At 66.8% G+C, this 24755-nt stretch carries 21 protein-coding genes; 16 read left to right on the forward strand and 5 right to left on the reverse strand.

Annotation, left to right across the window (positions count from 1 at the left end):
* Positions 1 to 170 precede the first annotated feature (170 nt).
* From AC07O3_RS32720 to AC07O3_RS32730, 3 genes are all read right to left on the reverse strand, one after another.
* A complete protein-coding gene (locus AC07O3_RS32720) occupies positions 171 to 2036 on the reverse strand; it encodes a phosphoenolpyruvate carboxykinase (GTP) (protein ID WP_495341332.1) in 1866 nt (621 codons plus the stop codon).
* A gap of 153 nt (positions 2037 to 2189) precedes the next feature.
* Positions 2190 to 2342 carry a hypothetical protein gene (locus AC07O3_RS32725; protein ID WP_177142503.1) on the reverse strand — a complete coding sequence of 51 codons (153 nt, stop codon included), beginning with the start codon at positions 2340 to 2342 and terminating at the stop codon, positions 2190 to 2192.
* Positions 2343 to 2461: 119 nt separating this feature from the next.
* Positions 2462 to 3661 (reverse strand): threonine ammonia-lyase, encoded by a 1200-nt coding sequence (locus AC07O3_RS32730; protein WP_176929023.1) that lies wholly within the window; start codon positions 3659 to 3661, stop codon positions 2462 to 2464.
* Positions 3662 to 3782: 121 nt separating this feature from the next.
* On the opposite strand from AC07O3_RS32730, the gene AC07O3_RS32735 reads away from it, so the two are divergent.
* The 5 genes from AC07O3_RS32735 to AC07O3_RS32755 all read left to right on the forward strand — a co-directional run bounded on the left by AC07O3_RS32735 (position 3783) and on the right by AC07O3_RS32755 (position 11121).
* Positions 3783 to 6107 (forward strand): ATP-binding protein, encoded by a 2325-nt coding sequence (locus AC07O3_RS32735; protein ID WP_093180033.1) that lies wholly within the window; start codon positions 3783 to 3785, stop codon positions 6105 to 6107.
* A gap of 64 nt (positions 6108 to 6171) precedes the next feature.
* Complete coding sequence (locus AC07O3_RS32740) at positions 6172 to 7803, forward strand: S41 family peptidase (protein ID WP_495341333.1); 1632 nt, start codon at positions 6172 to 6174, stop codon at positions 7801 to 7803.
* Positions 7804 to 7973: 170 nt separating this feature from the next.
* Positions 7974 to 9167: a nucleoside hydrolase gene (locus AC07O3_RS32745; RefSeq protein ID WP_495341334.1), complete on the forward strand. Its 1194-nt coding sequence runs from the start codon at positions 7974 to 7976 to the stop codon at positions 9165 to 9167.
* A gap of 125 nt (positions 9168 to 9292) precedes the next feature.
* Positions 9293 to 10132 carry an amidohydrolase family protein gene (locus AC07O3_RS32750; protein WP_495341335.1) on the forward strand — a complete coding sequence of 280 codons (840 nt, stop codon included), beginning with the start codon at positions 9293 to 9295 and terminating at the stop codon, positions 10130 to 10132.
* Entirely contained in the window at positions 10129 to 11121 is a 993-nt protein-coding gene (locus AC07O3_RS32755) for a tripartite tricarboxylate transporter substrate binding protein (protein WP_495341336.1), read from the forward strand. Before AC07O3_RS32750 ends, AC07O3_RS32755 begins: the two co-directional genes overlap by 4 nt.
* Before the next feature lie 12 nt (positions 11122 to 11133).
* Here AC07O3_RS32755 and AC07O3_RS32760 read toward each other — a convergent pair whose 3' ends face one another.
* On the reverse strand, positions 11134 to 12015 hold the full coding sequence (locus AC07O3_RS32760; protein WP_093081796.1) for a LysR family transcriptional regulator: 882 nt from the start codon (positions 12013 to 12015) through the stop codon (positions 11134 to 11136).
* 28 nt (positions 12016 to 12043) lie between these two features.
* A complete protein-coding gene (recQ, locus tag AC07O3_RS32765; RefSeq protein WP_354339326.1) occupies positions 12044 to 13936 on the reverse strand; it encodes a DNA helicase RecQ in 1893 nt (630 codons plus the stop codon).
* Positions 13937 to 14239: 303 nt separating this feature from the next.
* Here recQ and AC07O3_RS32770 point away from each other — a divergent pair, with 303 nt between their 5' ends.
* From AC07O3_RS32770 to AC07O3_RS32820, 11 genes are all read left to right on the forward strand, one after another.
* Complete coding sequence (locus tag AC07O3_RS32770; RefSeq protein WP_093180024.1) at positions 14240 to 15214, forward strand: ABC transporter substrate-binding protein; 975 nt, start codon at positions 14240 to 14242, stop codon at positions 15212 to 15214.
* 13 nt (positions 15215 to 15227) lie between these two features.
* Complete coding sequence (locus AC07O3_RS32775) at positions 15228 to 16082, forward strand: ABC transporter permease (RefSeq protein ID WP_093059309.1); 855 nt, start codon at positions 15228 to 15230, stop codon at positions 16080 to 16082.
* Positions 16067 to 16864, forward strand: a complete 798-nt coding sequence (locus AC07O3_RS32780) for an ABC transporter ATP-binding protein (protein WP_093059229.1) — start codon at positions 16067 to 16069, stop codon at positions 16862 to 16864. The genes AC07O3_RS32775 and AC07O3_RS32780 overlap by 16 nt, the downstream gene beginning before the upstream one ends.
* A gap of 8 nt (positions 16865 to 16872) precedes the next feature.
* Positions 16873 to 17610, forward strand: a complete 738-nt coding sequence (gene hutC / locus AC07O3_RS32785; RefSeq protein ID WP_093081817.1) for a histidine utilization transcriptional repressor HutC — start codon at positions 16873 to 16875, stop codon at positions 17608 to 17610.
* Between the two features lie 60 nt (positions 17611 to 17670).
* The gene (gene hutH, locus AC07O3_RS32790) at positions 17671 to 19230 is read left to right on the forward strand and encodes a histidine ammonia-lyase (RefSeq protein WP_307617411.1); all 1560 of its coding nucleotides are present in this window, start codon (positions 17671 to 17673) and stop codon (positions 19228 to 19230) included.
* Positions 19231 to 19258: 28 nt separating this feature from the next.
* Positions 19259 to 20995, forward strand: coding sequence for a urocanate hydratase (gene hutU / locus AC07O3_RS32795; RefSeq protein ID WP_307617412.1), 1737 nt, complete (start codon positions 19259 to 19261; stop codon positions 20993 to 20995).
* The gene (locus tag AC07O3_RS32800; RefSeq protein ID WP_495341337.1) at positions 20995 to 21846 is read left to right on the forward strand and encodes a phytanoyl-CoA dioxygenase family protein; all 852 of its coding nucleotides are present in this window, start codon (positions 20995 to 20997) and stop codon (positions 21844 to 21846) included. Before hutU ends, AC07O3_RS32800 begins: the two co-directional genes overlap by 1 nt.
* A gap of 122 nt (positions 21847 to 21968) precedes the next feature.
* The gene (locus AC07O3_RS32805; protein WP_097197449.1) at positions 21969 to 22703 is read left to right on the forward strand and encodes an IclR family transcriptional regulator; all 735 of its coding nucleotides are present in this window, start codon (positions 21969 to 21971) and stop codon (positions 22701 to 22703) included.
* Between the two features lie 45 nt (positions 22704 to 22748).
* A complete protein-coding gene (locus AC07O3_RS32810; protein WP_495341338.1) occupies positions 22749 to 23501 on the forward strand; it encodes a transporter substrate-binding domain-containing protein in 753 nt (250 codons plus the stop codon).
* Between the two features lie 7 nt (positions 23502 to 23508).
* On the forward strand, positions 23509 to 24177 hold the full coding sequence (locus AC07O3_RS32815; protein ID WP_495341339.1) for an amino acid ABC transporter permease: 669 nt from the start codon (positions 23509 to 23511) through the stop codon (positions 24175 to 24177).
* Entirely contained in the window at positions 24174 to 24746 is a 573-nt protein-coding gene (locus tag AC07O3_RS32820) for a HutD/Ves family protein (protein ID WP_495341340.1), read from the forward strand. The genes AC07O3_RS32815 and AC07O3_RS32820 overlap by 4 nt, the downstream gene beginning before the upstream one ends.
* Positions 24747 to 24755: the final 9 nt, after the last annotated feature.

The following is a 24755-nucleotide window of genomic DNA, read 5'->3' on the forward strand; positions in this document are numbered from 1 at the left end:
GTGTGAAAGTAGGTCATCGTCAGGCTCTTACAGCCCAGAAACCCCCAGTCAGAAATGACTGGGGGTTTTTGCTTTGGGGGAGGCTTTTGGAACTTGCAAATATCCAAATGCACGGCAACAAAAAAGCCCGATGAGTCCATCGGGCTTTGTTATTAACGCAGCCAGTGTGATTAGGCGGCCAGGCGCTGCTCAATAGCAGCCTTGGTTTCCGGCAATTCCGTCGGCAGATGGTGCTCCAGCTGCTTGAACAGTTCTGCGTGCAGCTTCAACTCTGCTTGCCAAGCCGCCTTGTCAATGCTGGTCACAGTGGCGAATTGCTCGGCGCTGAAGTTCAGGCCCGTCCAGTTCAGATCCTCATAGCGCGGGCTCACACCGGTGATGTGCTCCACGCCCTCCGTCTTGCTACCTTCGACGCGATCGATCATCCACTTCAGCACGCGCATGTTCTCGCCGTAGCCTGGCCAGACAAACTTGCCGTCGGCACCCTTGCGGAACCAGTTGGTCGTGTAAATCTTCGGCAGCTTGGCGCCCGAGGCTTCGAGCTTCTTGCCGAGATTGAGCCAGTGCTGGAAATAGTCGCTCATGTTGTAGCCCATGAACGGCAGCATCGCGAACGGATCGCGGCGCACCACGCCTTGCTGGCCGGCGGCGGCGGCAGTGGTCTCTGAACCCATGGTCGCAGCCATATAGACGCCTTCAACCCAATTGCGGGCTTCGGTCACCAGCGGCACGGTGGTCGAGCGCCGACCGCCGAAGATGAAGGCGTCGATTGCCACGCCCTTCGGGTCGTCCCAAGCGTCGTCGAGCGCGGGGTTGTTCGTGGCCGCCACGGTAAAACGGGAGTTCGGGTGAGCAGCCTTGGCGCCGGTTTCCCTGGCGATCTGCGGCGTCCAGTCATTGCCTTGCCAGTCGGTCAGATGCTCGGGCAGCGTCTTGGTGTCCTGCTCCATGCCTTCCCACCAGACGTCGCCGTCATCGGTCAGTGCCACGTTCGTGAAGATCACGTCGTGATGCAGGCTGTCCATGCAGTTCGGATTGGTCAGCATGTTGGTGCCGGGCGCCACGCCGAAGTAACCCGCCTCGGGGTTGATGGCGTAGAGGCGGCCGTCCTTGCCGGGCTTGATCCAGGCGATGTCGTCGCCGATGGTCGTGACCTTCCAGCCTTCGAAGCCGGCAGGCGGCACCAGCATCGAGAAGTTGGTCTTGCCGCAAGCGCTAGGGAACGCAGCCGCCACGTGGTACTTCTTGCCTTCGGGACTTGTCACGCCAAGGATGAGCATGTGCTCGGCCAGCCAGCCTTCATCGCGGCCCATGTTGGAAGCGATGCGAAGCGCGAAGCACTTCTTGCCCAGCAGTGCGTTGCCGCCGTAGCCCGAGCCGTAGCTCCAGATCTCGCGCGTCTCGGGGTAGTGAACGATGTACTTGGTCTTGTTGCAGGGCCAGACCACGTCTTTCTGGCCGGCTTCGAGCGGCGCGCCCACGGTGTGCACGCAAGGCACGAAGTCGCCGTCAGCGCCCAGCACCTCGTACACGGCCTTGCCCATGCGGGTCATGATGCGCATGTTGACGGCCACATAAGGCGAGTCGGAGAGCTCGATGCCAATGTGGGCAATCGGCGAGCCCAGCGGGCCCATGCTGAACGGCACGACGTACATCGTGCGGCCCTTCATGCAGCCGTCGAACAGGGGCTGCAGCGTCGCCCGCATTTCAGCCGGTGCCATCCAGTTGTTGGTGGGGCCGGCGTTTTCCTTTTCTGCGGAGCAGATGAAGGTGCGGTCTTCGACGCGCGCCACGTCGCTCGGGTCGGACACCGCGAGGAACGAATTGGGGCGCTTGGCGGGGTTGAGCTTCTTGAAGGTGCCGGCGTCGACCAATTGCTGGCAGAGGCGATCGTATTCTTCCTTGCTCCCGTCGCACCAGTGGATGGCTTCGGGTTTGCACAGCGCGGCCATGTCGGCCACCCAGGCAATCAGTTTCGCGTTCTTGACGTATGAGGGCGCCTGAATGTTGAGGCCCTGCATCGTGGGTGCGTTCATCGGAAAATCTCCTAAGTTGAAAAATCGTCTTTCCGAACGGGGCGCTGTGCCTGCTCAGGCACGGAGGTCCGTTTGAGAAAACGTTTCGCTTCGGGAGATTGCGTCAGTGCGGGCCGCACCGCCCGCAGACAAAGGCGACAGTGCCTGTCAGCGTCAGGCCAAGAAGACCGCGATCGATGCCAGAAGCAGCATCAGCACGCCGCCGGCCAGCGGAAGCACCAATGGCATCAGGTGAACGACCGATTCGACGGCGTCTTTTTCGACAGCGGCAGCGTGGCTCGGCTCTACGGGAGTAGGGTTGGACATCGGGAAATTCCTCGAAGGCTCAATTGACAAACTGATGGCATTTTACCGGCGGGTAGCCCAGGGCCGGTCTAGGGGGATGCGAGCCCCTGAATCAGGCTTGCCGGGGTTGATCTTGCGGCTCAATGCTGCTCTTCGGCTTCGAAGCCCGCGTCCTTCAACGCGGCCAGCACGCTGGCCAGATGGGCCCGCCCGCGCGTCTGCAGCACCAGCTCGACGTCGACGTTCTGCGCCGCCAGCATCGTGAAGGCCCGTTGATGGTGAACCTCGTCGACGTTAGCGCCCGCTTCGGCCACAGTGGCCGTAATCTGGGCCAGCGAACCCGGCACATCGCGTGCGCTTACACGCACTCGGGCCAGCCGACCAGCCCGCACCATGCCCCGCTCGATGATGGCCGCTAGCAGCAGTGGATCGATGTTGCCGCCCGACAGAACCAGCCCCACGCGCTTGCCCTTGAAGCGTTCGGGGTGCCGGATCAGCGCCGCCAGCCCCGCCGCGCCCGCGCCTTCGACCAGCGTCTTCTCGATTTCGAGCAGCATCAGCACGCCTTGCTCGATGTCGCCTTCGTCCACCAGCAGCAGGTCGTCGACCTTGCTCGCGATGATTTCCTGCGTCAGCACGCCGGGCGTGCCGACCGCAATGCCTTCGGCGATCGTGCTCTTGCCCTGCACGTGATGCGTGCCCTTGATGGCGTTGACCATCGCCGGAAAGCGCGTGGTTTGCACTCCGACGATCTCAATGCCCGGCTTGCGCTCGCGCGCGGCGACCGCCATGCCCGCGATCAGCCCGCCGCCGCCCACCGCCACCACCAGCGTGTCCAGGTCGGGTACGGCGTCGAGCATCTCGAGCGCTACCGTGCCCTGGCCCGCGATGATCGCCTCGTCGTCGTAGGGATGCACGAAGGTCAGCCCTTCGCGCTGCGCAAGCTCGAAAGCGTGGGTTCGCGCCGCCTCCAGCGTGTCGCCGTGCAGCACCACCTCCGCGCCGAAGCCGCGCGTGCGTTCGATCTTCACGCCGGGGGTGAAGCGCGGCATCACGATCAGGGCGCGCAATCCGAGGCGCTGCGCGTGATAGGCCACACCCTGCGCATGGTTGCCGGCAGACATGGCGATCACTCCGCGTGTACCGTTCTGGGAAAGATCGACCAGCTTGTTGCACGCCCCCCGCTCCTTGAACGAGGATGTGAACTGCAGGTTCTCGAATTTCAGGAACACCTGAGCGCCGACGATTTCCGACAGGGTGCGCGATTCGACACACGGCGTGTTGAGCACCTGGCCTTGCAGGCGCGCCGCGGCGCGCTCGATTTCCTGGATTCCGATCATGGCGCGCATTGTGGCTGGAATCGCACCATCAGGGTTTTTCCCGTTTACTGGCCTTCCCGAAGCTAAAAGTCTGCGTTATGGTCGCTCCGAGATTGAGATTGTCCTCGTTGGAGGTTGCCTGATGGCCAAGCGTGCGGGTGTCGATGTAGTGGCTGCTGCGGTACGCGGGCAGGCATTGCCGTCGCCCGGCCTCAAGGAGGCGCCGGTGCTCGAGCTCATGTGCTCGCACTTCGTGCTCACGCTCGCGGCCAAGCAGGGGCCGCGCTTCAATGTGCGGCGCGATATCAACGGCCTCCTGTCGCTCACGGGGCGGCACCTGGTGTGGCCCGCGGCGGTGCTGCAGCGGCTGCGCGAATTCCTCGGACGCCGCTGCGCGGGCAACGAAGCATGGAAGGGCGTCGAAGACTTCGACGGCCGCACGCTGCTGGAGCGCCACGGCGTGTGGCGCGGCCCGTATGAAGAGGGCACGCTCTTCTTCTACCTCGACGAATACGCCAAGGACCAGCCGAAGGACCTGCTCTCGGTGCTGGCCGTCACGCGCGACTGGCTCACGCACGCACTGCGCAAGCAGTCGACGCTGGTCGAGAAGAACATCGATGCGCTCGCAGGCCTGCTGCAGCTCAACAAGGCCGAGCGCGCGCTGCTGCTCTACGGCACGCTTGCGCGCTACCAGCGTGACCTGCGCTCGCTGCTGGTCGAGTTCAAGGTCAACAACGCACCCGAGGCCTATGCGGCCATCGCCGACATCGCGGGCGTTAACGCAAGCGAAGTGGGCGAGGCGCTGCGCGCGGGCTCGCGGCTCGAACGCATCGGGCTCGTCGAGAACCTCATCTCCGAGCACAACATCACCGACCTCGCAGACCTCATGAAGGTCAGCGAGAAGCTGCCACCCGTGCTCATGCGCGAGTACCGCGACCACAACGAGTTGATGGCCGTGTTCACGCGGCCTTCGGCCAAGAGCGCGCTCACGCCGCACGACTTCTCCTTCGTGCAGGAAGACGCGCAGATGCTCGTCACGCTGCTGCGCGCTGCGGTCGCGCGCAAGGAGCCCGGCGTCAACGTGCTGCTCTACGGCCCGCCCGGCACCGGCAAGACCGAACTCGCGAAAGTCGTTGCGCAGGCGGCCGGACTCGAGCTCTTCGAAGTCGAATACGCAGACCGCGACGGCAACTCGCTGAGCGGCCGCGACCGCTACCGCTCGTTGCAGATCGCGCAGGTGTTCCTCAAGGGCAGCGCGCAGGCCGCGCTGCTGTTCGACGAAGTCGAAGACGTCTTCCCGCCCATCAGCACAGAAGCCGCGCAGTTCATGGCGCGCGCCGAGCAGATTCCGGCGCCCACCAGTGGCAGCGTCAGCGGCAAAGCCTGGGTCAACCAGATCCTCGAAGCCAACCCCGTGCCCACGCTGTGGGTCACCAACCGCATCGAGCAGATCGACCCGGCCTTCCGTCGTCGCTTCGCCTATCACCTCGAGCTCAAGTCGCCGCCGCCCGGCGCGCGCGAGCAGCTCGTGAAGAAGACGCTCGAAGGCGTGGTCGTGTCCGAGGCCTTCACTGCCAAGCTGGCCGAGCGCAAGGGTCTCACGCCCGCGCAGATCCGCACTGCAGTGCGTTTCGCAGGGCTCGCGCGAACCGACGACGCGTCGATGGAAGCGCTCATAGAGCGCCAGCTGCGCAACGCCGACCTGGCGCTGGGCACGCTCGACACCGGCCGCGGCGAGCGCCGCAGCGTCACCACCTACGACCTCGACATGCTCAACGTCGAGACCCGCTTCGAGATCCCGCGCATCGTCGAGGCATTGAAGGCGCGCGGCCACGGCACGCTGTGCTTCTACGGCGCACCAGGCACCGGCAAGACCGCGCTGGCCGAACACATCGCCAAGGCCGTCGGCCGCCCGCTCATCGTCAAGCAGGCCAGCGACCTGATGAGCAAGTACGTCGGCGAAACCGAGCAGAACATGGCCGCCATGTTCCGCGAGGCCGAGAATGAAAAGGCCGTGCTGCTGCTCGACGAGGCCGACAGCTTCCTGCAGGACCGGCGCGGCGCGCAGCGCACCTACGAGGTCACCGAGGTCAACGAGATGCTGCAGGGCATGGAGCGCTTCAACGGCGTCTTCATCTGCACCACCAACCTGCTCGACCGGCTCGACCAGGCTGCGCTGCGGCGCTTCACCTTCAAGATCAAGTTCATGCCGCTCACCGCCACGCAGCGGGAGCGTATGTTCATCACCGAGGCGCTCGCCGGCGACGCCGCACTCATGACGAGCGCCATGCGCTCGCGGCTGGCACCGCTGACGCAACTGTGCCCGGGGGATTTCGCGGCGGTGAAACGACAGGTCGATATCCTCGCGGCGGAGTTTTCCGCGACCGAGTTTCTCGACCAGCTCGAAGCCGAGCACCGCATCAAGCCTGAAGTGCGCGAATCGCGCGGCATGGGCTTCCTGCAGTAGCCGGCTTCAATGGCAGCAGCCGGACGAAGAAGACGGTGCTGTGAGGAAGAACAAGGAGGAACACATGGGCTCTCGCAAGGTCGATGACGCGCGGCAACTGCCGCCTCCTGGCACATGGGCTGCGGCAGCAGCAAGCGCTGCGCTCGCCGTGGCCTGCCTGCTGGCGGGCTGTGGGGGCGGCGGTGGAGGAGGAGGCGGCGGTGGATTGCCGATCGGCCTGGTGCCCGGCACCACCACACCGCCGCCCGCCAGCGGCGGTGACGGCGGCAACGGCATCGTCGCCTCGGCCACGGTCGCCGGCCTGTGCGCCGCGCCGCGCAGCGGCATCAACCCCGACACCGGCACGGCCTACCCCGACCACAGCGGCACGCTCGACAACGAGAAAAGCTGGGTGCGCGGCTGGATCGACGAAACCTACCTCTGGTACGGCGAGGTGCCGACCACCCTCAAGGCCGCCGACTACGCCACGCCGATCACCTGGTTCAACGTGCTCAAGACCACGGCCACCACGAACTCCGGCCGCGCCAAGGACCGCTTTCACTTCACGTACGACACCGAGGTGTACCGCCAGCTGTCGCAGGGCGGCGTGTCGGCCGGCTACGGCATGGAAACGGCGTCGGTGCGCAGCTCGCCGCCGCGCGACATCCGCATCGCCTTCGTCGAGCCGAATTCGCCCGCCACCACGGCGGGCCTGCAGCGCGGCGCGAAGATCCTCACGATCGACGGCATCAATGTCGTCAGCAGCACAGGCACCGCCAACGTCAACGCGATCAACGCGGCCCTGTCGCCCAAGGCCATTGGCGAATCGCACACCTTCACCTTCGAGGTGGGCGGCACGGCGCAGCCTGCCGTGCAGCTGACGGCGGCCAAGATCACCAGCACGCCGGTGCAGAACGTCCAGGTCATCGACACCGGCAGCGGCCGCGTCGGCTACCTGCTGTTCAACGACCACATCACGACCTCCGAGGCGCAGCTCATCTCCGCGGTGAACACCTTCAAGCAGGGCGCCGGCATCCAGGACCTCGTGCTCGACATGCGCTACAACGGCGGCGGCCAGCTGCTCATTGCCAGCCGGCTGGCCTACATGATCTCGTCGCCGTCAGTGACCGCGGGCAAGACCTTCGAGCAACTGGCCTTCAACGACAAGAACCCGTTCCACCTGACAGTCGCGCAGACCCTCACGCCCTTCACCGCCACCAGCCGCAGCGGTCAGGCCCTGCCCACGCTCGGCCTCTCGCGCGTCACCGTGCTGACCGGCCCAGACACCTGCTCGGCGAGCGAGTCTGTCGTCAACAGCCTTCGGGGCGTGGGCGTCACCGTCAACCTCGTCGGCGGCACCACCTGCGGCAAGCCCTACGGCTTCTATCCGCAGGACAACTGCGGCACCACCTACTTCGCGATCCAGTTCAAGGGCGTGAACCAGCAGGGCTACGGCGACTACGGCGACGGCTTCACGCCCAACCCCGGCTGCACCGTGGCCGACGACTTCAGCCATCAGCTTGGCGATAAAGACGAGGCGCGGCTGTCCGCGGCGCTCACGCTGCGCAGCACCGGAGCCTGCCCGGCCGGGTCGGCCAAGTCCGCCGCCTCGGGCCTGGAGAAGACAGAGCAGGCCGATGTGGAGCAACCCTACATGCCGGGCCGCCCGCCGCTGCGCGAGAACCGCCTGATCGACCCCCAGCCCAACCCGGGTTGACCCTTCTCTCCGTTCCCGCGGAAAACCCCTAGGCCATGGCGCTTGCCACACCCGTGGCTCGCCATTTAGAGTTGGCAAACGTTTGCGCAAAGCTTTGCGCAAACGTTTGTATTTCAGTGGTATTCGGTGTCGAAGCCTGAAAACCAAATTCCTAGTTTCAGGAGAAGAAGATGCGCAAATGGATCGGGGCGATGTTCTTCGCCGTCATCACGGTGTTGGCGGGCTGCGGCGGAGGTGGCGATGGAGGCGGCGGCATCGGCCTCGGTCCGGGCTTCGGTGGCGGCGGATCGGGCGGCTCCACCAGCGCGCAGAAGATCATCATCGACAGCGACTACAACACCATGAGCGACGACGGCCAGCTCGGCGTCATGGCCGCGCAGCTGCAGGCCACGGGCCAGGTGCAGGTCATGGGCATCAGCGTGGTCTCGGGCAACCAGTGGCTCAAGCAGGGCGTGTCCGACGCGCTGATGTCGGTGGAGCGGCTCGGCGTGGGCGGCAGCATCGGCATCTACGTCGGTGCGAACTACGCGCTCAACCATACCTTCGCCGACGTGGAAGCCGAAATGGCCGCCGGCGCAGGCGGTGACGGCTACCTCGGCGCCTGGGGCGGCCCCGAACCCAAGACCGACGCCGACCTCAAGCCCTCGCCCGACGGCTTCGCCCAGCACACCGTGGTGCAGCGCAAGAGCGCGGTCGACTTCATCGTCGACACCGTGAAGGCCAACCCGAACGAGATCACCATCCTCGCCATTGGCCCGCTCACCAACATCGCGCTCGCGGTGAAGCAGAACCCAGAGATCGTTCCGCTCATCAAGAAGATCATCTACATGGGCGGCGCCATCGACGTGCCGGGCAACACCACCAAGGCTGCCGAGTTCAACTGGTGGTTCGACCCCGACGCCGCGCAGTTCGTGGTGCGGCTGCCCATTCCGCAGGTGGTGGTGCCGCTGGACGTGACCGACACCGTCTTCCTCACCAAGCCCATCTACGACCGCATCGCGCATGCCGCCAAGCCCACGGCCGTGACCGACGTGTTCCAGAAGCTCAACGGCTACGGCTTCGACGGCAAGAACGGCTTCGAGACCAACCCGAACTACACGCAGAACATCTGGGACACCCTCACGCTGGCCTACCTCATCGACCCGAGCTACGCCACGCAGACCGTGGACCGCTACGTCGACGTGATCGCCAAGCCCGGTGCCGCCAACAACGGCCAATCCATCGGCTACGCCTCGCAGCCGGCGGGGGCGACGCTTCAGAAGATGACGGTGGTGAAGAAGTTCGACAACGCGCGCTTCTTCGAGCTGTACGTCGACCTGCTGACGCGGCCGGTGCCGATCACGCTGCCCCCGACAGCGAACTGAGCGCCATAAGCCGCGCTTATCCAAACGCAACCGGGAGACACGTTCCCAACAGGCATTGCTCTTCGGATACTCGCCCACGTCCGCAGCCCCCGCGGACGCACAACGAATCCGACAGAGACAACGCAGTGCCCCTCTCCACCATCACCGCTATCGACAGCCACGCCCATGTGTTCGTGCGCGGCCTGCCCCTGGCGGAGATGCGCCGGCATGCGCCCGACTACGACGCCACGCTGGCTGAGTACCTCGCCTTGCTCGATGCGCACGGCGTCTCGCACGGCGTGCTGGTGCAGCCGAGCTTCCTCGGTACCGACAACCGCTTCCTGATTGATGCGCTGCGCGCCAGCCCCGCTCGCCTGCGCGGTGTCGCGGTGGTCGATCCGCGGGTGGACGACGCCACGCTGCGGGCGATGGCCGACGCCGGCATCGTCGGCATCCGCCTCAACATCGTGGGCATGCCGCTGCCCGACTTCTTGCGGCCGGACTGGCAGCGGCTTTTCGCCCGCGTGCATGCGCTGGGCTGGCATGTGGAGCTGCATCGCGAATCGCGCGACCTGCCGCTGGCCGCACGGGCCGTGCTCGACGCCGGATGCGCGCTGGTCGTGGACCACTTCGGCCGCCCCGCGTCGGCGCCTGCCATCGCTGACGAAGGCTTCGCCTGGCTGCTTGCCGCCGCGGCCTGCGAACGCATCTGGGTCAAGCTGTCGGCCGCCTACCGGAACTGGCCCGTGGCCACCGCAGCCACGGCCGCGCACGACGCCGCACAGGCACTGCTGAAGTCCTTCGGCCCCGAACGCCTCGTGTGGGGCAGCGACTGGCCGCACACGCAGCACCGCGAGATCGCCGATTTCGCCACCGCACACGCGGCTCTGGCCGACTGGGTGCCCGACGCCGCTGTGCGCCGCCGCATCCTGGTCGACACGCCGGCCCGCTTGTTCAAGTTCAATACAGGAGACATCGACCAATGACCAACGAAATCTCTCGCGCGCGCCTGCTGCGCGCCATTCCCCTTGCCCTCGCGGGCGCGGCCCTGCTGATGGGCGGCGTCAGCGCGCAGGCCCAGGCGTGGCCGGCCAAGCCCGTGCGGCTGGTCGTGAGCTATCCGCCCGGCGGCACGGTCGACGCCGTGGCGCGCATCGTTGCGCCCAAGCTGTCGGCGAAGCTGGGTCAGCCGGTGGTGATCGACAACCGCGGCGGTGCCGGCGGCGCCATCGGAGGCGACCTGGTCGCCAAGAGTTCGCCCGACGGCTACACCGTGCTGCTCGACGCCTCCAATCACGCGCAGAACCCCGCGCTGCGCAAGATGCCCTTCGACACGCTGCGCGAACTGGCGCCGGTGTCCCTGCTGGTGAAGGTGCCCAACGTGCTGGTGGTGAATCCGTCGGCACCGATGAAGAACGTGGCCGACCTGATCGCGCAGGCCAAGGCGAAGCCGGGCGGCATCAACTACGCCTCGTCGGGCAACGGCTCGGCGCAGCATCTGGCGGGCGAACTGTTCGCCTCGATGGCTGGCGTCCAGATGACGCACGTGGCCTACAAGGGCGGCGGCCCCGCGCTAACCGACGTGATGTCGGGGCACGTGCCTGTGTTCTTTGCCAGCATGGCTTCGAGCCTGCCCTTCATCCAGGGCGGCAAGCTGCGCGCGCTGGCGGTGACCGGCAAGGCGCATGCGCCCGCCTTGCCTCAGTTGCCCACGGTGGCGCAGGCCGGCCTGCCCGGCTACGAGGTCTACGAATGGAATGCGGTGTTCGTGCCGGCCGGCACGCCCGCGCCGGTGGTGGAGCGGCTTTCGAAGGAACTGGCGGCCACGCTCAAGGACCCGGAGGTGCGCGGCCGGCTCGAAGCATTGGGCGCCGAGGTGATCGGCTCCAGCCCCGCCGAGCTCGACGGCTTCCGCCGTGCAGAGATCACCAAGTGGACCAAGCTCGCCAAGGACAACAAGATCCAGATGGATTGATCGGGCCGTGCCTCAGCCGCGCAGCATGGCGGCGAAGGTGTCCGCGAAGGTCGGCCGCGAGCGCGCCAGCCACAGAGCCGAAAGCTCGAAGGCCGGCAGCCCCGCGCCATCGCGCACTTCGGCATAGCGCACGCCCTCGTGCTGCAGTGCGCGCACCGAGCGCGGCAGCAGCGACCAGCCCAGCCCCGCAGCCACGCAGGCCAGCACCGTCAGCGTGCGGTTGGCGTCCTGCACCACGCGCGTCTCGTGGCCGGCGCGGCGCAGCGCGCCCAGCAGCTGCGCGCGCAGGGCGGGTATCTGCTGCTCCGGAAACCACACCAGCCCGTGCCGCGCGATGTCGGCGAGCGACACGCAGCCGTCGTCGTCCAGTGGCCAGGCGGCGGGCAGCGCGGCGATCATCGGCTCCTCGCCCAGCCGCAGCTCGTGCACCCGGGCCGTGACTGACACCGGCGGATGCAGCAGCGCGATGTCGATGCGCCCGCCTTCCAGCGCCGCCACCTGCTCGGCATTGCTCATCTCGCGCAGCACCACGTCGAGCTGCGGATGCTCGACGCGCAGCTGGCGCAGCGCGTTCGGCAGCACCTGGTAGACCGCATGCGTCACGAAGCCGATCGTGAGCCGGCCTGCGCGTCCGGCGCCTATCGCGCGGGCGCGCTCTGCGGCCGTGTCGCCATAGGCAAGGCTGGCGCGCAGGTCGTCGATGACGGCCAGGCCCGCGTCGGTGAGCGTGGCCCCGCGGCGCGAGCGCGTGAAGAGCGGTGTGCCGAGCTCCTTTTCGAGCCGGTTCAGCGTTTGCGTGAGCGCTGGCTGCGCCAGGCCCAGCCGCTCGGCCGCCTTCGTGAGGCTGCCCGCCTCGGCGATCGCGACCACGCAGCGCATCTGGCGGGTGTCCAATGCGGTTCCCCTCGAAGATGCTCTGGCGTCAGAAGGCTTCGCAGACGCGAAGCACCTCGCTGCCGTAGGCCTCGAGCTTCTTGGTGCCGATCCCGCTGATGCCCTGCAGGTCTTCGAGCGTCGCGGGCGCGCGCTCGGCAATGGCTGCCAGCGTGGCGTCGTGGAAGATCACGTAGGCCGGCAGGTTGTGCTCCTTCGCCACCTCGGCGCGCCAGGCCTTGAGCGCATCGAAGCGCTTCTTGCCCATGTCGTCGAGCTTGGCAGCAGCCGGCGAGGGTGCGCCCTTGGCGACCTTCTCGCGCCGGGGCTTGCGCTCGGCCGGTGACGAAACCGACTCGCGCAGCGTCACGCTCGCCTCGCCCTTGAGCACCGCGCGCGAGCCTTCCGTGAGCTTCAGCGTGTTGAACGCCTCCGCGTCCACCGCCAGCGCACCGGTGGCAATCAGCTGGCGCAGCACGCCGCGCAGCGCCACCTCGCTGAACTCCGCGCCAATGCCGAAGGTGCTCACGCGCTCATGGCCGAACTGCTTGACCTTCTCGGTCGGCTTGCCGCGCAGGATGTCCATGATGTGCCCTGCGCCGAAGCTGATGCCGCTCAACTGCTGCACGCGGTAGATGGTGCTCAGCAGCTTGCGCGCGGCATCGGTGCCGTCCCACACCTGCGGCGGGTTCAGGCAGTTGTCGCAGTTGCCGCAGGGTGTGCTCTTCTCGCCGAAGTAGCCCAGGAGGCGCACGCGCCGGCAGTCGCTGGCCTCTGCCAGTGAGAGCAGCGCATCGAGCTTGCCGCGCATCACCTGCTTGAACTCTTCGCCGGCGGGGCTCTCGTCGATCATGCGGCGCTGGTTGACCACGTCCTGCAGGCCGTAGGCCATCCAGGCGTCGGCGGGGCCGCCGTCGCGGCCCGCGCGGCCGGTTTCCTGGTAGTAGCCCTCGATGTTCTTCGGCATGTCGAGGTGGCCGACAAAACGCACGTCGGGTTTGTCGATGCCCATGCCGAAGGCGATGGTCGCGACCATCACGATGCCTTCCTCGCGCAGGAAGCGGTCCTGGTGCTTCTGTCGCACCGCCGCATCGAGGCCCGCGTGGTACGGCAGCGCGTTGATGCCCGCGTCGCGCAGCGTCACGGCCACGTCTTCCACCCGCTTGCGCGACTGGCAATAGACCACGCCCGCATCGCCTTCGTGTTCGCGCTCGATGAAGCGCAGCAGCTGCGTGGTGGCGTCTTTCTTCTCGACGATGGTGTAGCGGATGTTCGGCCGGTCGAAGCTGGAGACGAACTGGCGCGCGTCCTCCAGCTGCAGCCGCTCGACGATGTCGGCGCGCGTCAGGTCGTCGGCCGTGGCCGTGAGCGCGATGCGCGGCACGCCCGCGTAGCGCTCGTGCAGCACAGTCAGCGCGCGGTACTCGGGGCGGAAGTCGTGGCCCCACTGGCTCACGCAATGCGCCTCGTCGATGGCAAACAGCGAGAGCTTGCCGCGCTCCTTCAGCGAATCGAGCTGCGACAGAAAGCGCGGCGTGTTCACGCGCTCGGGCGCCGCGTACAGCAGCGTGATCTCGCCGCGCAGCATGCGGCGCTCCACGTCCTGCGTCTGCTCCCAATCGAGCGTCGAATTGAGAAAGGCCGCGCTCACCCCGGCCTCGTGCAGCGCGCCCACCTGGTCGTGCATCAGTGCGATCAGCGGCGACACCACGATTGCCACGCCGCGCCCCGCACGCTGCCGCGCGATGGCGGGAATCTGATAGCACAGCGACTTGCCGCCACCCGTGGGCATCAGCACCAGCGCATCGCCGCCGCCCACCACGTGATCGACGATGTCCTGCTGGGCCCCCCGGAACTGCGCATAGCCGAAGACCTCGTGGAGGATGTCGGAAGGGGCGCTGCTGCCGGAGACGTCGATGGGGTGGGGAGCGAGAGAGGACACAGGCAGCGAGCGATGGGAGGTCGGAAAGGAGGCGCAGAGGGCAAAAGGGGGCGGGCCGTCGATTGTCCCCCAGCCCCGTCGATATGACTGTGGCACGAGGTTTGCGATGGTCATCCCCGTCCCGCGGCCTCCCTTGTCTAGACAGCAAAGCGGTGCATTTCCCAAGGAAGTGCACCAAAAATGACCTTTCGGGTTATCCTGTATATACAAGTTGGGGCGCTTGGCAACAATGCGAGGCGTGCGTTACCCGGCCATCGGGCCCGCCGCCGAGCCTTTTCCAAAGAAACAGACCCAGGAGTACCCATGGTCAAGAAGACGGTAGTTGTGAAGTTCGCCTCGCTGGTTGCAGTGGGCGCATGTGCAGCGGGCATGGCCGGAACGGCCGCCGCCCAGGACATGACGAAGATTGCGCTCGGCATGTCGGGCTGGACCGGCTTCGCGCCGCTCTCGCTGGCCGACAAGGCCGGCATCTTCAAGAAGAACGGGCTCGACGTCGAACTCAAGATGATCCCGCAGAAGGACCGCCACCTGGCCCTCGCTTCCGGCGCCATTCAGTGCGCGGCCACCACGGTCGAGACGCACGTGGCCTGGAACGCCAACGGCGTGCCCATCGTGCAGATCTTCCAGATGGACAAGTCCTACGGCGCCGACGGCCTCGCGGTGCGCGGCGACATCACCAAGTTCTCCGACCTCAAGGGCAAGACCATCGGCGTCGACGCCCCCGGCACCGCGCCTTACTTCGGCCTGGCCTGGATGCTCAACAAGAACGGCATGACGCTGAAGGACGTGAAGACCACCACGCTGTCGCCGCAGGCCTCGGCCCAGGCCTTCGTGGCCGGCCAGAACGACGCCGCCATGACTTACGAGCCGTACCTCTCGACCGTGCGCGCCAACCCCGCCGCCGGCAAGATCCTGGCCACCACGCTCGACTACCCGATGGTGATGGACACCGTCGGCTGCGCGCCCACCTGGCTCAAGGCCAACGCCAAGGCCGCCGCCGCGCTCACCAAGTCGTACTTCGAGGCGCTCGACATGATCAAGGCCGAGCCGGAGAAGTCGAACGAGCTCATGGGCTCGGCCGTGAAGCAGAGCGGCGAGCAGTTCGCCAAGTCGTCGGCCTTCCTGCGCTGGCAGGACAAGGCCGCCAACCAGAAGTTCTTCGCGGGCGAACTCACCAGCTTCATGAAGGAAGCCGCGCCCATCCTTCTGGAAGCCGGCGTGATCCGCAAGGCGCCTGAAGATTTCGCCGCGACCTTCGATGCAAGCTTCGTCAAGTAAGACCATGTCGCAAATGCCGTCCGCCGCGGTGGCCGCGGCGCCTGCCCCCAGGCCCGCAGCGGCGCCGGTCGTCGCGCCTGCGCGCCGCCGCGCGTTCGCACCGCTCGAACCCATCGGCACGCGTGCGCGCGTGCTGCTGGGGCTCGCGTTCTTCGTCGTCTTCGTGCTGGTGTGGGCCATTGCCACGCTCGGCGGCTTCGTGCCGCCGACCTTCCTCGCGAGCCCGCCGACCATGGTCAAGGAGGGCTGGCTTCTCTTCACCGAGTACGGCTTCATCGGCGACATCGGCATGACCGTGTGGCGCGTGTTCGGCGGCTTCCTGCTGGCGGCGGTGTTCGCGGTGCCGCTGGGCATTGCCATGGGTACCTGGAAGACCGTCGAAGCCTTCTTCGAGCCCTTCGTCTCGTTTTGCCGCTACCTGCCGGCCTCGGCCTTCATTCCGCTGCTGATCCTGTGGGCGGGCCTGGGCGAGATGCAGAAGCTGCTGGTGATCTTCATCGGCTCGTTCTTCCAGATCGTGCTGATGGTGGCCGTTACCGTCGGCGGCGCGCGGCGCGACCTCGTCGAGGCCGCCTACACGCTGGGCGCCAACAGCCGCGGCATCGTGGCGCGCGTGCTCATTCCGGGCGCCGCACCGGGCATTGCTGAAACGCTGCGCCTCGTGCTGGGCTGGGCGTGGACGTATGTGATCGTGGCGGAGCTGATCGGCTCTTCGTCGGGCATCGGTCACATGATCACCGACAGCCAGGCGCTCTTGAACACCGGCCAGATCATCTTCGGGATCATCGTGATCGGCGTCATCGGGCTCCTTTCCGACTTCGCCTTCAAGGCATTGAACCGCCGTCTGTTTGCATGGGCCGCACTGTGACGAAGAACCAACTTTCCATCCAGGGCGTGTCACGCGTCTTCACCGGCACCAAGGGGCAACGCACGCAAGCGCTGCAGCCCATCGACTTCGAGGTGAAGGAGAACGACTTCGTCACCATCCTCGGCCCCTCGGGCTGCGGCAAGTCGACGCTGCTGCGCATCGTGGCGGGGCTCGACTTTCCGACCACCGGCCAGGTGCTGCTCGACGGCGAGCGCATCGATGGCCCGGGCGCCGACCGCGGCGTGGTGTTCCAGAGCTACACGCTGTTCCCGTGGCTCACGGTGGCGCAGAACATCCGCTTCGGCCTGCGCGAGCGCGGCATGAGCGAGGCCGACCAGAAGGAGCGCAGCGAGTTCTTCATCGCCAAGGTAGGCCTGCGCGGTTTCGAGAACCACTTTCCGAAGCAGCTCTCGGGCGGCATGCAGCAGCGCACGGCCATTGCGCGCGCGCTGGCCAACGACCCCAAGATGCTGCTGCTCGACGAGCCCTTCGGCGCGCTCGACAACCAGACCCGCGTGCTGATGCAGGAGTTGCTGCTCGGCATCTGGGAGTCGGCGCAGAAGACGGTGCTGTTCGTCACGCACGACATCGACGAGGCGATCTTCATGGCCAACCGCGTGGCGGTGTTCAGCGCGCGGCCGGGGCGCATCAAGACCGAGATCGCGGTCGACTTTCCGCATCCGCGCAGCTACACCATCAAGACCTCGCCGGAATTCATGGACATCAAGGCGCGCCTGACGGAAGAAATTCGCGCCGAGTCGATGGCGGCGGCGGAGCATTGACCGAAACGATGAAACGCGACCTGCCGACCCTCGCGCTCTACGCGCAAGTCAAGGATCACATCTCCCGCAAGATCCAGGACGGCACGTGGCCGCCCGGCCACCGCCTGCCTTCGGAGCACGAGCTGGTGGCGCAGTTCGGCATGGCCCGCATGACGGTGAACCGCGCGCTGCGCGAGCTGGTGGAGCAGGGCCGCATCGTGCGCGTGGCCGGCGTCGGCAGCTTCGTGGCCGAGAACAAGCCGCAGTCCACGCTGCTGCAGATCGCCAACATCGCCAGCGAAATCCGCCAGCGCGGGCACGACTATCGCTGCGAAATGATCGAGGTCGAGCGCATCGCCGCCTCGCCAGACGTGGCTGCGTGGCTCGACCTGCGCGCGGGCGACTCGGTGTTCCACAGCGCCTGCCTGCACCTGGAGAACGAAACGCCGGTGCAGCTCGAAGAGCGCTACGTCAACCCGCAGGTCGTGCCCGACTACCTCGAGCAGGACTTCACCGCCATGCCGCCCAGCGAGTACCTGGTGCGCAACGTGCCCTTCGACCAGATCGAACACGTCGTCGATGCCGTGCTGCCCAACCTGGAACAGGCGCAGAGGCTCGCGATGGCGCCCACCGACCCCTGCCTGCTGCTGACGCGCCGCACGTGGATACGCAACACGCCCGTGACCTGGGTGCGCTGCCTGCATCCCGCTTCACGCTACAGCCTGGGCAGCCGTTTCAAAGCCGACGGCAACCCGAGCTTCGGCTAGTTTTTTTCGTCCTCAGAGACCTACGTTTTCTCTCGCAACTACTTGTATAGACAGGTTCACATGCCAAGCAATCACACCGCCACTCCAGATGCCACTTTGACCCTCATGCCCGGCAAGGTCGATCTAGCGATGCTGCGACGCATCCAGGCCGGCGGCGTGCAACTTGCGCTCGATCCGTCGGTGCGCGACGGCATGCTTCGCGCCGAAGCCGCCGTGCGCCACATCGTCGAGAACGACCAAGTCGTCTACGGCATCAACACCGGCTTCGGCAAGCTCGCCAGCACGCGTATCGGCAACGACCACCTGGCCGAGCTGCAGCGCAACCTCGTGTTGTCGCACAGCGTGGGCACGGGCGAGCCGCTGGCTGCGCCGGTGGTGCGCATGATCCTCGCGACCAAGGCCGTGAGCCTGGCGCGCGGCCATTCGGGCGTGCGGCCCGCGCTGGTCGATGCGCTGCTGGCCCTGTTCAACGCGGGCGTCACGCCGAGCATTCCGTGCAAGGGCTCGGTCGGCGCTTCCGGCGACCTCGCGCCGCTCGCGCACATGGCCTGCGTGCTGATCGGCGAAGGCCAGGCGACCCTGGCCGATGGCAAGGTCGTCGGTGGCGCCGAGGCGATGCGCAGCATCGGCCTCGAACCCTTCGTGCTCGGCCCCAAGGAAGGCCTCGCGCTGCTCAACGGCACGCAGGTGTCGACCGCGCTCGCGCTCTTCGGCCTGTTCGGCGCGGAAGACGTGTTCGCCTCTTCGCTGATGTCGGGTGCGCTGTCGCTCGAAGCCATCCAGGGCTCGATCAAGCCTTTCGACGCGCGCATCCACGCCGCGCGCGGCCAGCTCGGCCAGATTGCCGTGGCGGGCGCGGTGCGCACGCTGCTCGAAGGCAGCGAGATCGTTCCCTCGCACGCCGACTGCGGTCGCGTGCAAGACCCGTACTCGGTGCGCTGCATCCCGCAGGTGATGGGCGCCTGCCTCGACAACCTCGCGCACGCCGCGCGCGTGCTGGTCATCGAAGCCAATGCCGCGTCGGACAACCCGCTGGTGTTCGTAGACACCGGCGAGGTGATCTCGGGCGGCAACTTCCACGCCGAGCCCGTCGCCTTTGCAGCGGACATCATTGCGCTGGCCATCAGCGAAGTCGGCGCGATTGCCGAACGCCGCATCGCGTTGCTGCTGGACACGGGTCTTTCGGGCCTGCCGCCGTTCCTGGTGCGCGACGGTGGCCTCAACTCCGGTTTCATGATCGCGCAGGTCACTGCCGCGGCGCTCGCGTCGGAAAACAAGTCGCTCGCGCACCCCGCCAGCGTCGACAGCCTGCCGACCTCGGCCAACCAGGAAGACCACGTCTCGATGGCCACCTTCGCGGGCCGGCGCCTGGCTGACATGGTCAACAACACGGCCGTGGTCGTCGGCATCGAAGCCATGGCCGCCGCCCAAGGCATCGAACTCAAGCGCAATCTCAAGAGCTCGCCGCTGGTCGAAGCCGAATTCGCCAGCATCCGCCAGAAGGTCGCTTTCCTCGAACGCGACCGCTACCTTGCCCCCGACATCGAAGCCATGCGCCAGTGGGCGCTGAAGGCCGAGCTGCCGGCCGCGCTGCTCGACATCCTGCCCAGTCACTCGTAAAACACACCCCGATTAGGAGAACCACGCCATGAACGCTCCCGAGAAATTCGCCCTGAACAACCCTGACGCTGCCGACCCGCGCCATGACCCGACCCGCGTGATCCGCGCCCCGCGCGGCAGCGAGCTCAACTGCAAGAGCTGGCTCACCGAAGCCCCGTTCCGCATGCTGCAGAACAACCTCGACGCCGAGGTGGCCGAGCGCCCGCAAGACCTCGTGGTGTACGGCGGCATCGGCCGCGCCGCGCGCAACTGGGCCTGCTACGACCAGATCCTCGCGTCGCTGAAAGAGCTGAACGACGACGAGACGCTGCTCATCCAGTCGGGCAAGCCCGTCGGCGTGTTCAAGACGCACGAGAACGCACCGCGCGTGCTGCTGGCCAACTCGAACCTCGTGCCCAAGTGGGCCAACTGGGAGCACTTCAACGAGCTCGACCGCCAGGGCCTTTTCATGTACGGCCAGATGACGGCCGGCAGCTGGATCTACATCGGCAGCCAGGGCATCGTGCAGGGCACCTTCGAGACCTTCGTCGAAGCCGGCCGCCAGCACTACAACAACAGCCTCGCGGGCAAGTGGATCCTCACGGCCGGCCTGGGCGGCATGGGCGGCGCGCAGCCTCTCGCGGCCACGCTGGCCGGCGCCGTGTCGCTCAACATCGAATGCCAGCAGTCGAGCATCGACTTCCGCCTGCGCACGCGCTACGTCGACAAGCAGGCGCGCGACATCGACCATGCCTTCGAGCTCATCAAGCAGCATTGCGACGCAAAGGAAGCTGTGTCGATCGCGCTGCTCGGCAATGCGGCCGACATCCTGCCCGAACTGGTCAAGCGCGTGAAATCAGGACAGGCCGGCGGCCTGAAGCCTGACCTCGTGACCGACCAGACCTCCGCGCACGACCTCATCAACGGCTACCTGCCTTCGGGCTGGAGCGTGCCCCAATGGCAGGCCGCCATGAAGGACGTGTCGCAGCACGACGCGCTCAAGAAGGCCGCCGCCAAGTCGTGCGCCGTGCACGTGCAGGCCATGCTCGACTTCCAGGCCATGGGCATCCCCACGGTCGACTACGGCAACAACATCCGCCAGGTCGCGTTCGACGAAGGCGTGAAGAATGCATTCGACTTCCCGGGCTTCGTGCCGGCCTACATTCGCCCGCTGTTCTGCGAAGGCAAGGGCCCGTTCCGCTGGGTGGCGCTTTCGGGCGACCCGGAAGACATCTACAAGACCGACGCCAAGATCAAGGAGCTGTTCCCCGAGAACAAGCACACGCATCGCTGGCTCGACATGGCGCGCGAGCGCATCGCCTTCCAGGGCCTGCCGGCGCGCATCTGCTGGCTGGGCCTGGGCGAACGCCACATCGCGGGCCTGGCCTTCAACGAGATGGTGAAGAACGGCGAGCTGAAGGCGCCCATCGTCATCGGCCGCGACCACCTCGACACCGGCTCGGTCGCCAGCCCCAATCGTGAGACCGAAGCCATGAAGGACGGCACCGATGCCGTGTCCGATTGGCCGCTGCTGAATGCGCTGCTCAACACGGCGGGCGGCGCCACCTGGGTGAGCCTGCATCACGGCGGCGGCGTGGGCATGGGTTACTCGCAGCATTCGGGCGTGGTGATCGTGTGCGACGGCACCGATGCCGCGGCCAAGCGCATCGAGCGCGTGCTCTTCAACGACCCGGCCACCGGCGTGATGCGCCATGCCGACGCGGGCTACGACATCGCCGTCGCCACCGCGAAGAAGCAGGGCCTGAAGCTGCCGATGGTGAAGTGATGGCGGGCGCGGTCCTTCCCGACGCCCGGGAGTTGCAGCGCCGCGTGCAGGCGCGCGTGGACGACGCGCTGGTCGCGCAGTTCCAGCGCGACGGCGCGGTCTGCATCCGCCAGCTGCTCACGGCCGATGAACTGGCATTGCTGCGTGACGGCATCGAAGCCAACCTCGCCGCACCCAGCCCGCGCGCCAAGGTGGCGAGCCGGCCCGACGACCCGGGCCGCTTCTTCGAGGACTTCTGCAACTGGCAGGACATCGACGCCTTCCGACGCTTCATCTTCGAGGCGCCGCTCGCGCAGTTGGCGCAGCGCCTGATGGGCTCGCAGACCGTGCGGCTGTACCACGACCACTTGTTGGTCAAGGAGCCCGGCACGCGCCAGCGCACACCGTGGCACCAGGACCAGCCCTACTACAACATCGAGGGCGAGCAGAACGTCAGCATGTGGATTCCGGTCGATCCGGTGTCGCGCGCCGCCACGCTCGAGTTCGTGGCCGGCTCCCACAAGGGGCCGTGGCTGATGCCGCGCACCTTCATGGACAACCACGCCAAGTGGTTCCCCGAAGGCAGCCTGCAGGACCTGCCCGACATCGAGGGCGCGCGCGAGCGCTTCCCCATCGTCGGCTGGAACATCGAGCTCGGCGATTTCGTCTGCTTCCACATGCTCACGCTGCATGCGGCCGCCGGGGTCGAGGGGCCGAACCGGCGCCGCGTATTCTCGGTGCGCTTTCTGGGCGACGACATCCGCCATGCGCCGCGCAGCTGGAAGACCTCGCCCGACTTCCCCGGACTGGCCGACACGCTGCCGGCGGGCGCGCCCATGGACGACGCGCGCTTTCCGCTGCTGGTGGGTTAAGACGAAGGTAGAAAGAAAAAACGCGCTCATTCCCATCGAGTGGGAATCAAGGCTTGGAAGTGAGAACGGCGAGCAAGATACTGCACGCCGCATCCACTTTCGACCTCCAGCGATTGCCTCCGATGACGCCCCCGATTGAAGCTCCCGCCCACAACGACCGCGCGCTGTTCGTGCTGTCGGTGCTGGCGCAAAGCAAGGCGGCGATGACGGCGGCCGAGCTGGTGCAGGCCACCGGCCTGTCGCAGAGCACGCTGTACCGGCAGATCGCCACGCTGCGCCGCTGGGGTTTCGTGATGGAGTCCGAAGGCCGCTACTCACCGGGCCCGGTGAGCGTGCAGCTGGCCACCGGCTTCGACGGCAACTCCGACCTCGTGATGGCGGCGCGCGCCGACATGCGCGTGCTGGCCCAGCAGACGCACGAGAGCGTGGCGCTGGTCACGGCCGTGAACGAGCGCGTCGTGTGCCTGGAGATGATCGACAGCGAGCAGTCGCTGCGTTGCTCCTTCGATCGCGGCCGCAGCGTGCCGGCGCGCGACGGCGCCAGCGCCAAGTGCCTGCTGGCCCACATGCCGCTCGACCAGCGCGATGCCCTGCTCGACGGGCTGGCCGAAAGCCCCGAACGCCGCGCCGAACGCGCCGCCGAACTCGATGCCATCCGCGAAGCCGGCCATGCCGTGACCCACGGCGAGGTCGATGCCGGCGTGTGGGGCGCGAGTGCGCCGGTGCTCGCCTCGGGGCGGCGCCTGCGCGGCGCGATCACGCTCATGGCGCCGCTCACGCGCGTCGAGGGCATGGAAGCTGCATTGCTCCACATGACCGTCGTCACGGCGGCCCGCATCTCTCGCGCCCTGCAGTAGTCGCGCGCTGCTTTTTCTTCTTTACTCCCACGGAAGCCTTTCACCATGAACACCCGTCGCTCCCTCATCGCCGCCGCACTCTCCGGCCTCGCTCTCTTCGGTTTCGCCGGCGCTGCCCAGGCGCAGGGTGAGCCGCTGCGCGTGGCCACCGACGCCACCTTCCCGCCGATGGAGTTCGTGGAGAACGGCAAGCGCACCGGCTTCGACGTGGAGCTGGTCGAGGCCATCGGCAAGACGCTGGGCCGCAAGATCGAGTGGATCGACATCGACTTCAAGGGCCTCGTGCCGGGCCTGATCTCCAAGCGCTTCGACATGGCCGTCTCGGGCATCTACATCACCGACGAGCGCAAGAAGGTCGTCGACTTCACCGTGCCGTACTACGCGGGCGGCCTCGTGGTGATGGTGAAGGACGGCAACACCGCCATCAAGACGCCGGCCGACATCAACGGCAAGAAGGTCAGCGTGCAGGTGGGCACCAAGTCGGTGTCGTACACCAAGGAGAAATTCCCGCAGGTGCAGCTGATGGAAGTCGAGAAGAACCAGGAAATGTTCAACCTCGTCGACATCGGCCGTGCCGACGCCGCCGTGACCGGCAAGCCCGCCGCCTACCAGTACGTACGCACGCGCGGCGGCCTGAAGGTGCTGCCCGAGCAGATCACCACCGAGGAATACGGCATGGCCATCCGCAAGGACACGCCGGAACTCACCAAAGCGGTGAACGGTGCCATCGAGAAGCTCAAGGCCGACGGCACCTACGACCAGATCGTGAAGAAGTGGTTCAGCGCCAACGCCAAGTAAGCGAGCCATGGATTTCGATTTCTCGCCCGTCTGGGAGGGCTGGCCCGACCTGCTGCGCGGCGCGCTGGTCACGGTGGAGATCACCTCCTGCGCGCTGGCGCTGGGCTGCGTGCTGGGCCTCTTGGTCGGCATCGGCCGGCTGAACCCGAAGCGGCGCTGGCTCTACGGCGTGTGCACCGCGTATGTGGCGGCCATTCGCGGCACGCCGCTGCTGGTGCAGCTGTTCATCCTGTTCTTCGGGCTGCCGCACTTCGGCATCCTGCTGCCGGCCTTCCTGTGCGGCGTGCTGGGGCTCGGCGTGTACTCGGGCGCATACGTGTCGGAGATCGTGCGCGGCGCGATCCAGTCGATCGACAAGGGCCAGACGATGGCGGCGCAGTCGCTGGGCATGACGCCCGGCGTGGCAATGCGCCAGATCGTGCTGCCGCAGGCGGTGGTGCGCATGATTCCGCCGCTGGGCAACGAGTTCATCGCGCTCATCAAGAACTCGGCACTGGTGTCGTTGCTGACCATCCACGACGTGATGCATGAAGGGCAGAAGATCATCAGCGTGTCTTACCGCTCGCTGGAGGTGTACCTGGCTATCGCGGTCGTGTACTTCGTGCTGACCGGCACCATGACGCTGGTGCTGCGGCACTTCGAGCGGCGGCTGCGCCAGGGCGGGTTGATGCGATGAGCGTTGTGCTTCGTTTCTCGCGCGCCGCGCTGCCCGTCACGCCGTGGAAGAACGGCGGCGGCACCACGCAGGAAATCGCCAGCTGGCCACAGGGCGCGGGGCTCGACAGCTTCGGCTGGCGCGTGAGCATCGCCACCATCGCGGCGGCGGGGCCGTTCTCGGTGTTCGCCGGTGTCGACCGCAGCATCACGCTGCTGGAGGGCGACGGCGTGCGCCTCTTCACGCACGACGGGCGCATCGACCATCGGCTCGACGTGCCGCACCGGCCCTTCGCCTTCAGCGGCGACGAGTCCATCGACTGCACGCTGCTCGGCGGTGTGTCGAACGACTTCAACGTGATGACACGGCGCGGCCAGTGGCGCGCCGAGGTGCTGGTGCTCGATGGCGTTTCAGCCATCGACGCCGCGCCGCATGGCGTGTTGCTGGCGTTGCGCGGCGCGTGGCGGTTGAACGACGAAGCGTGCCGCGAAGGCGAGGGCCTGCAGTGGGCTGACGCAGCACAGGCCTGGCAGGCAGTGCCCGAGGGCACCGATGCACGGTTGCTCGCAGTGCGCGTCGTGCCGGCGTAACCTGCAACA

It is taken from the genome of Variovorax sp. GW821-FHT09D05 (assembly GCF_059416325.1).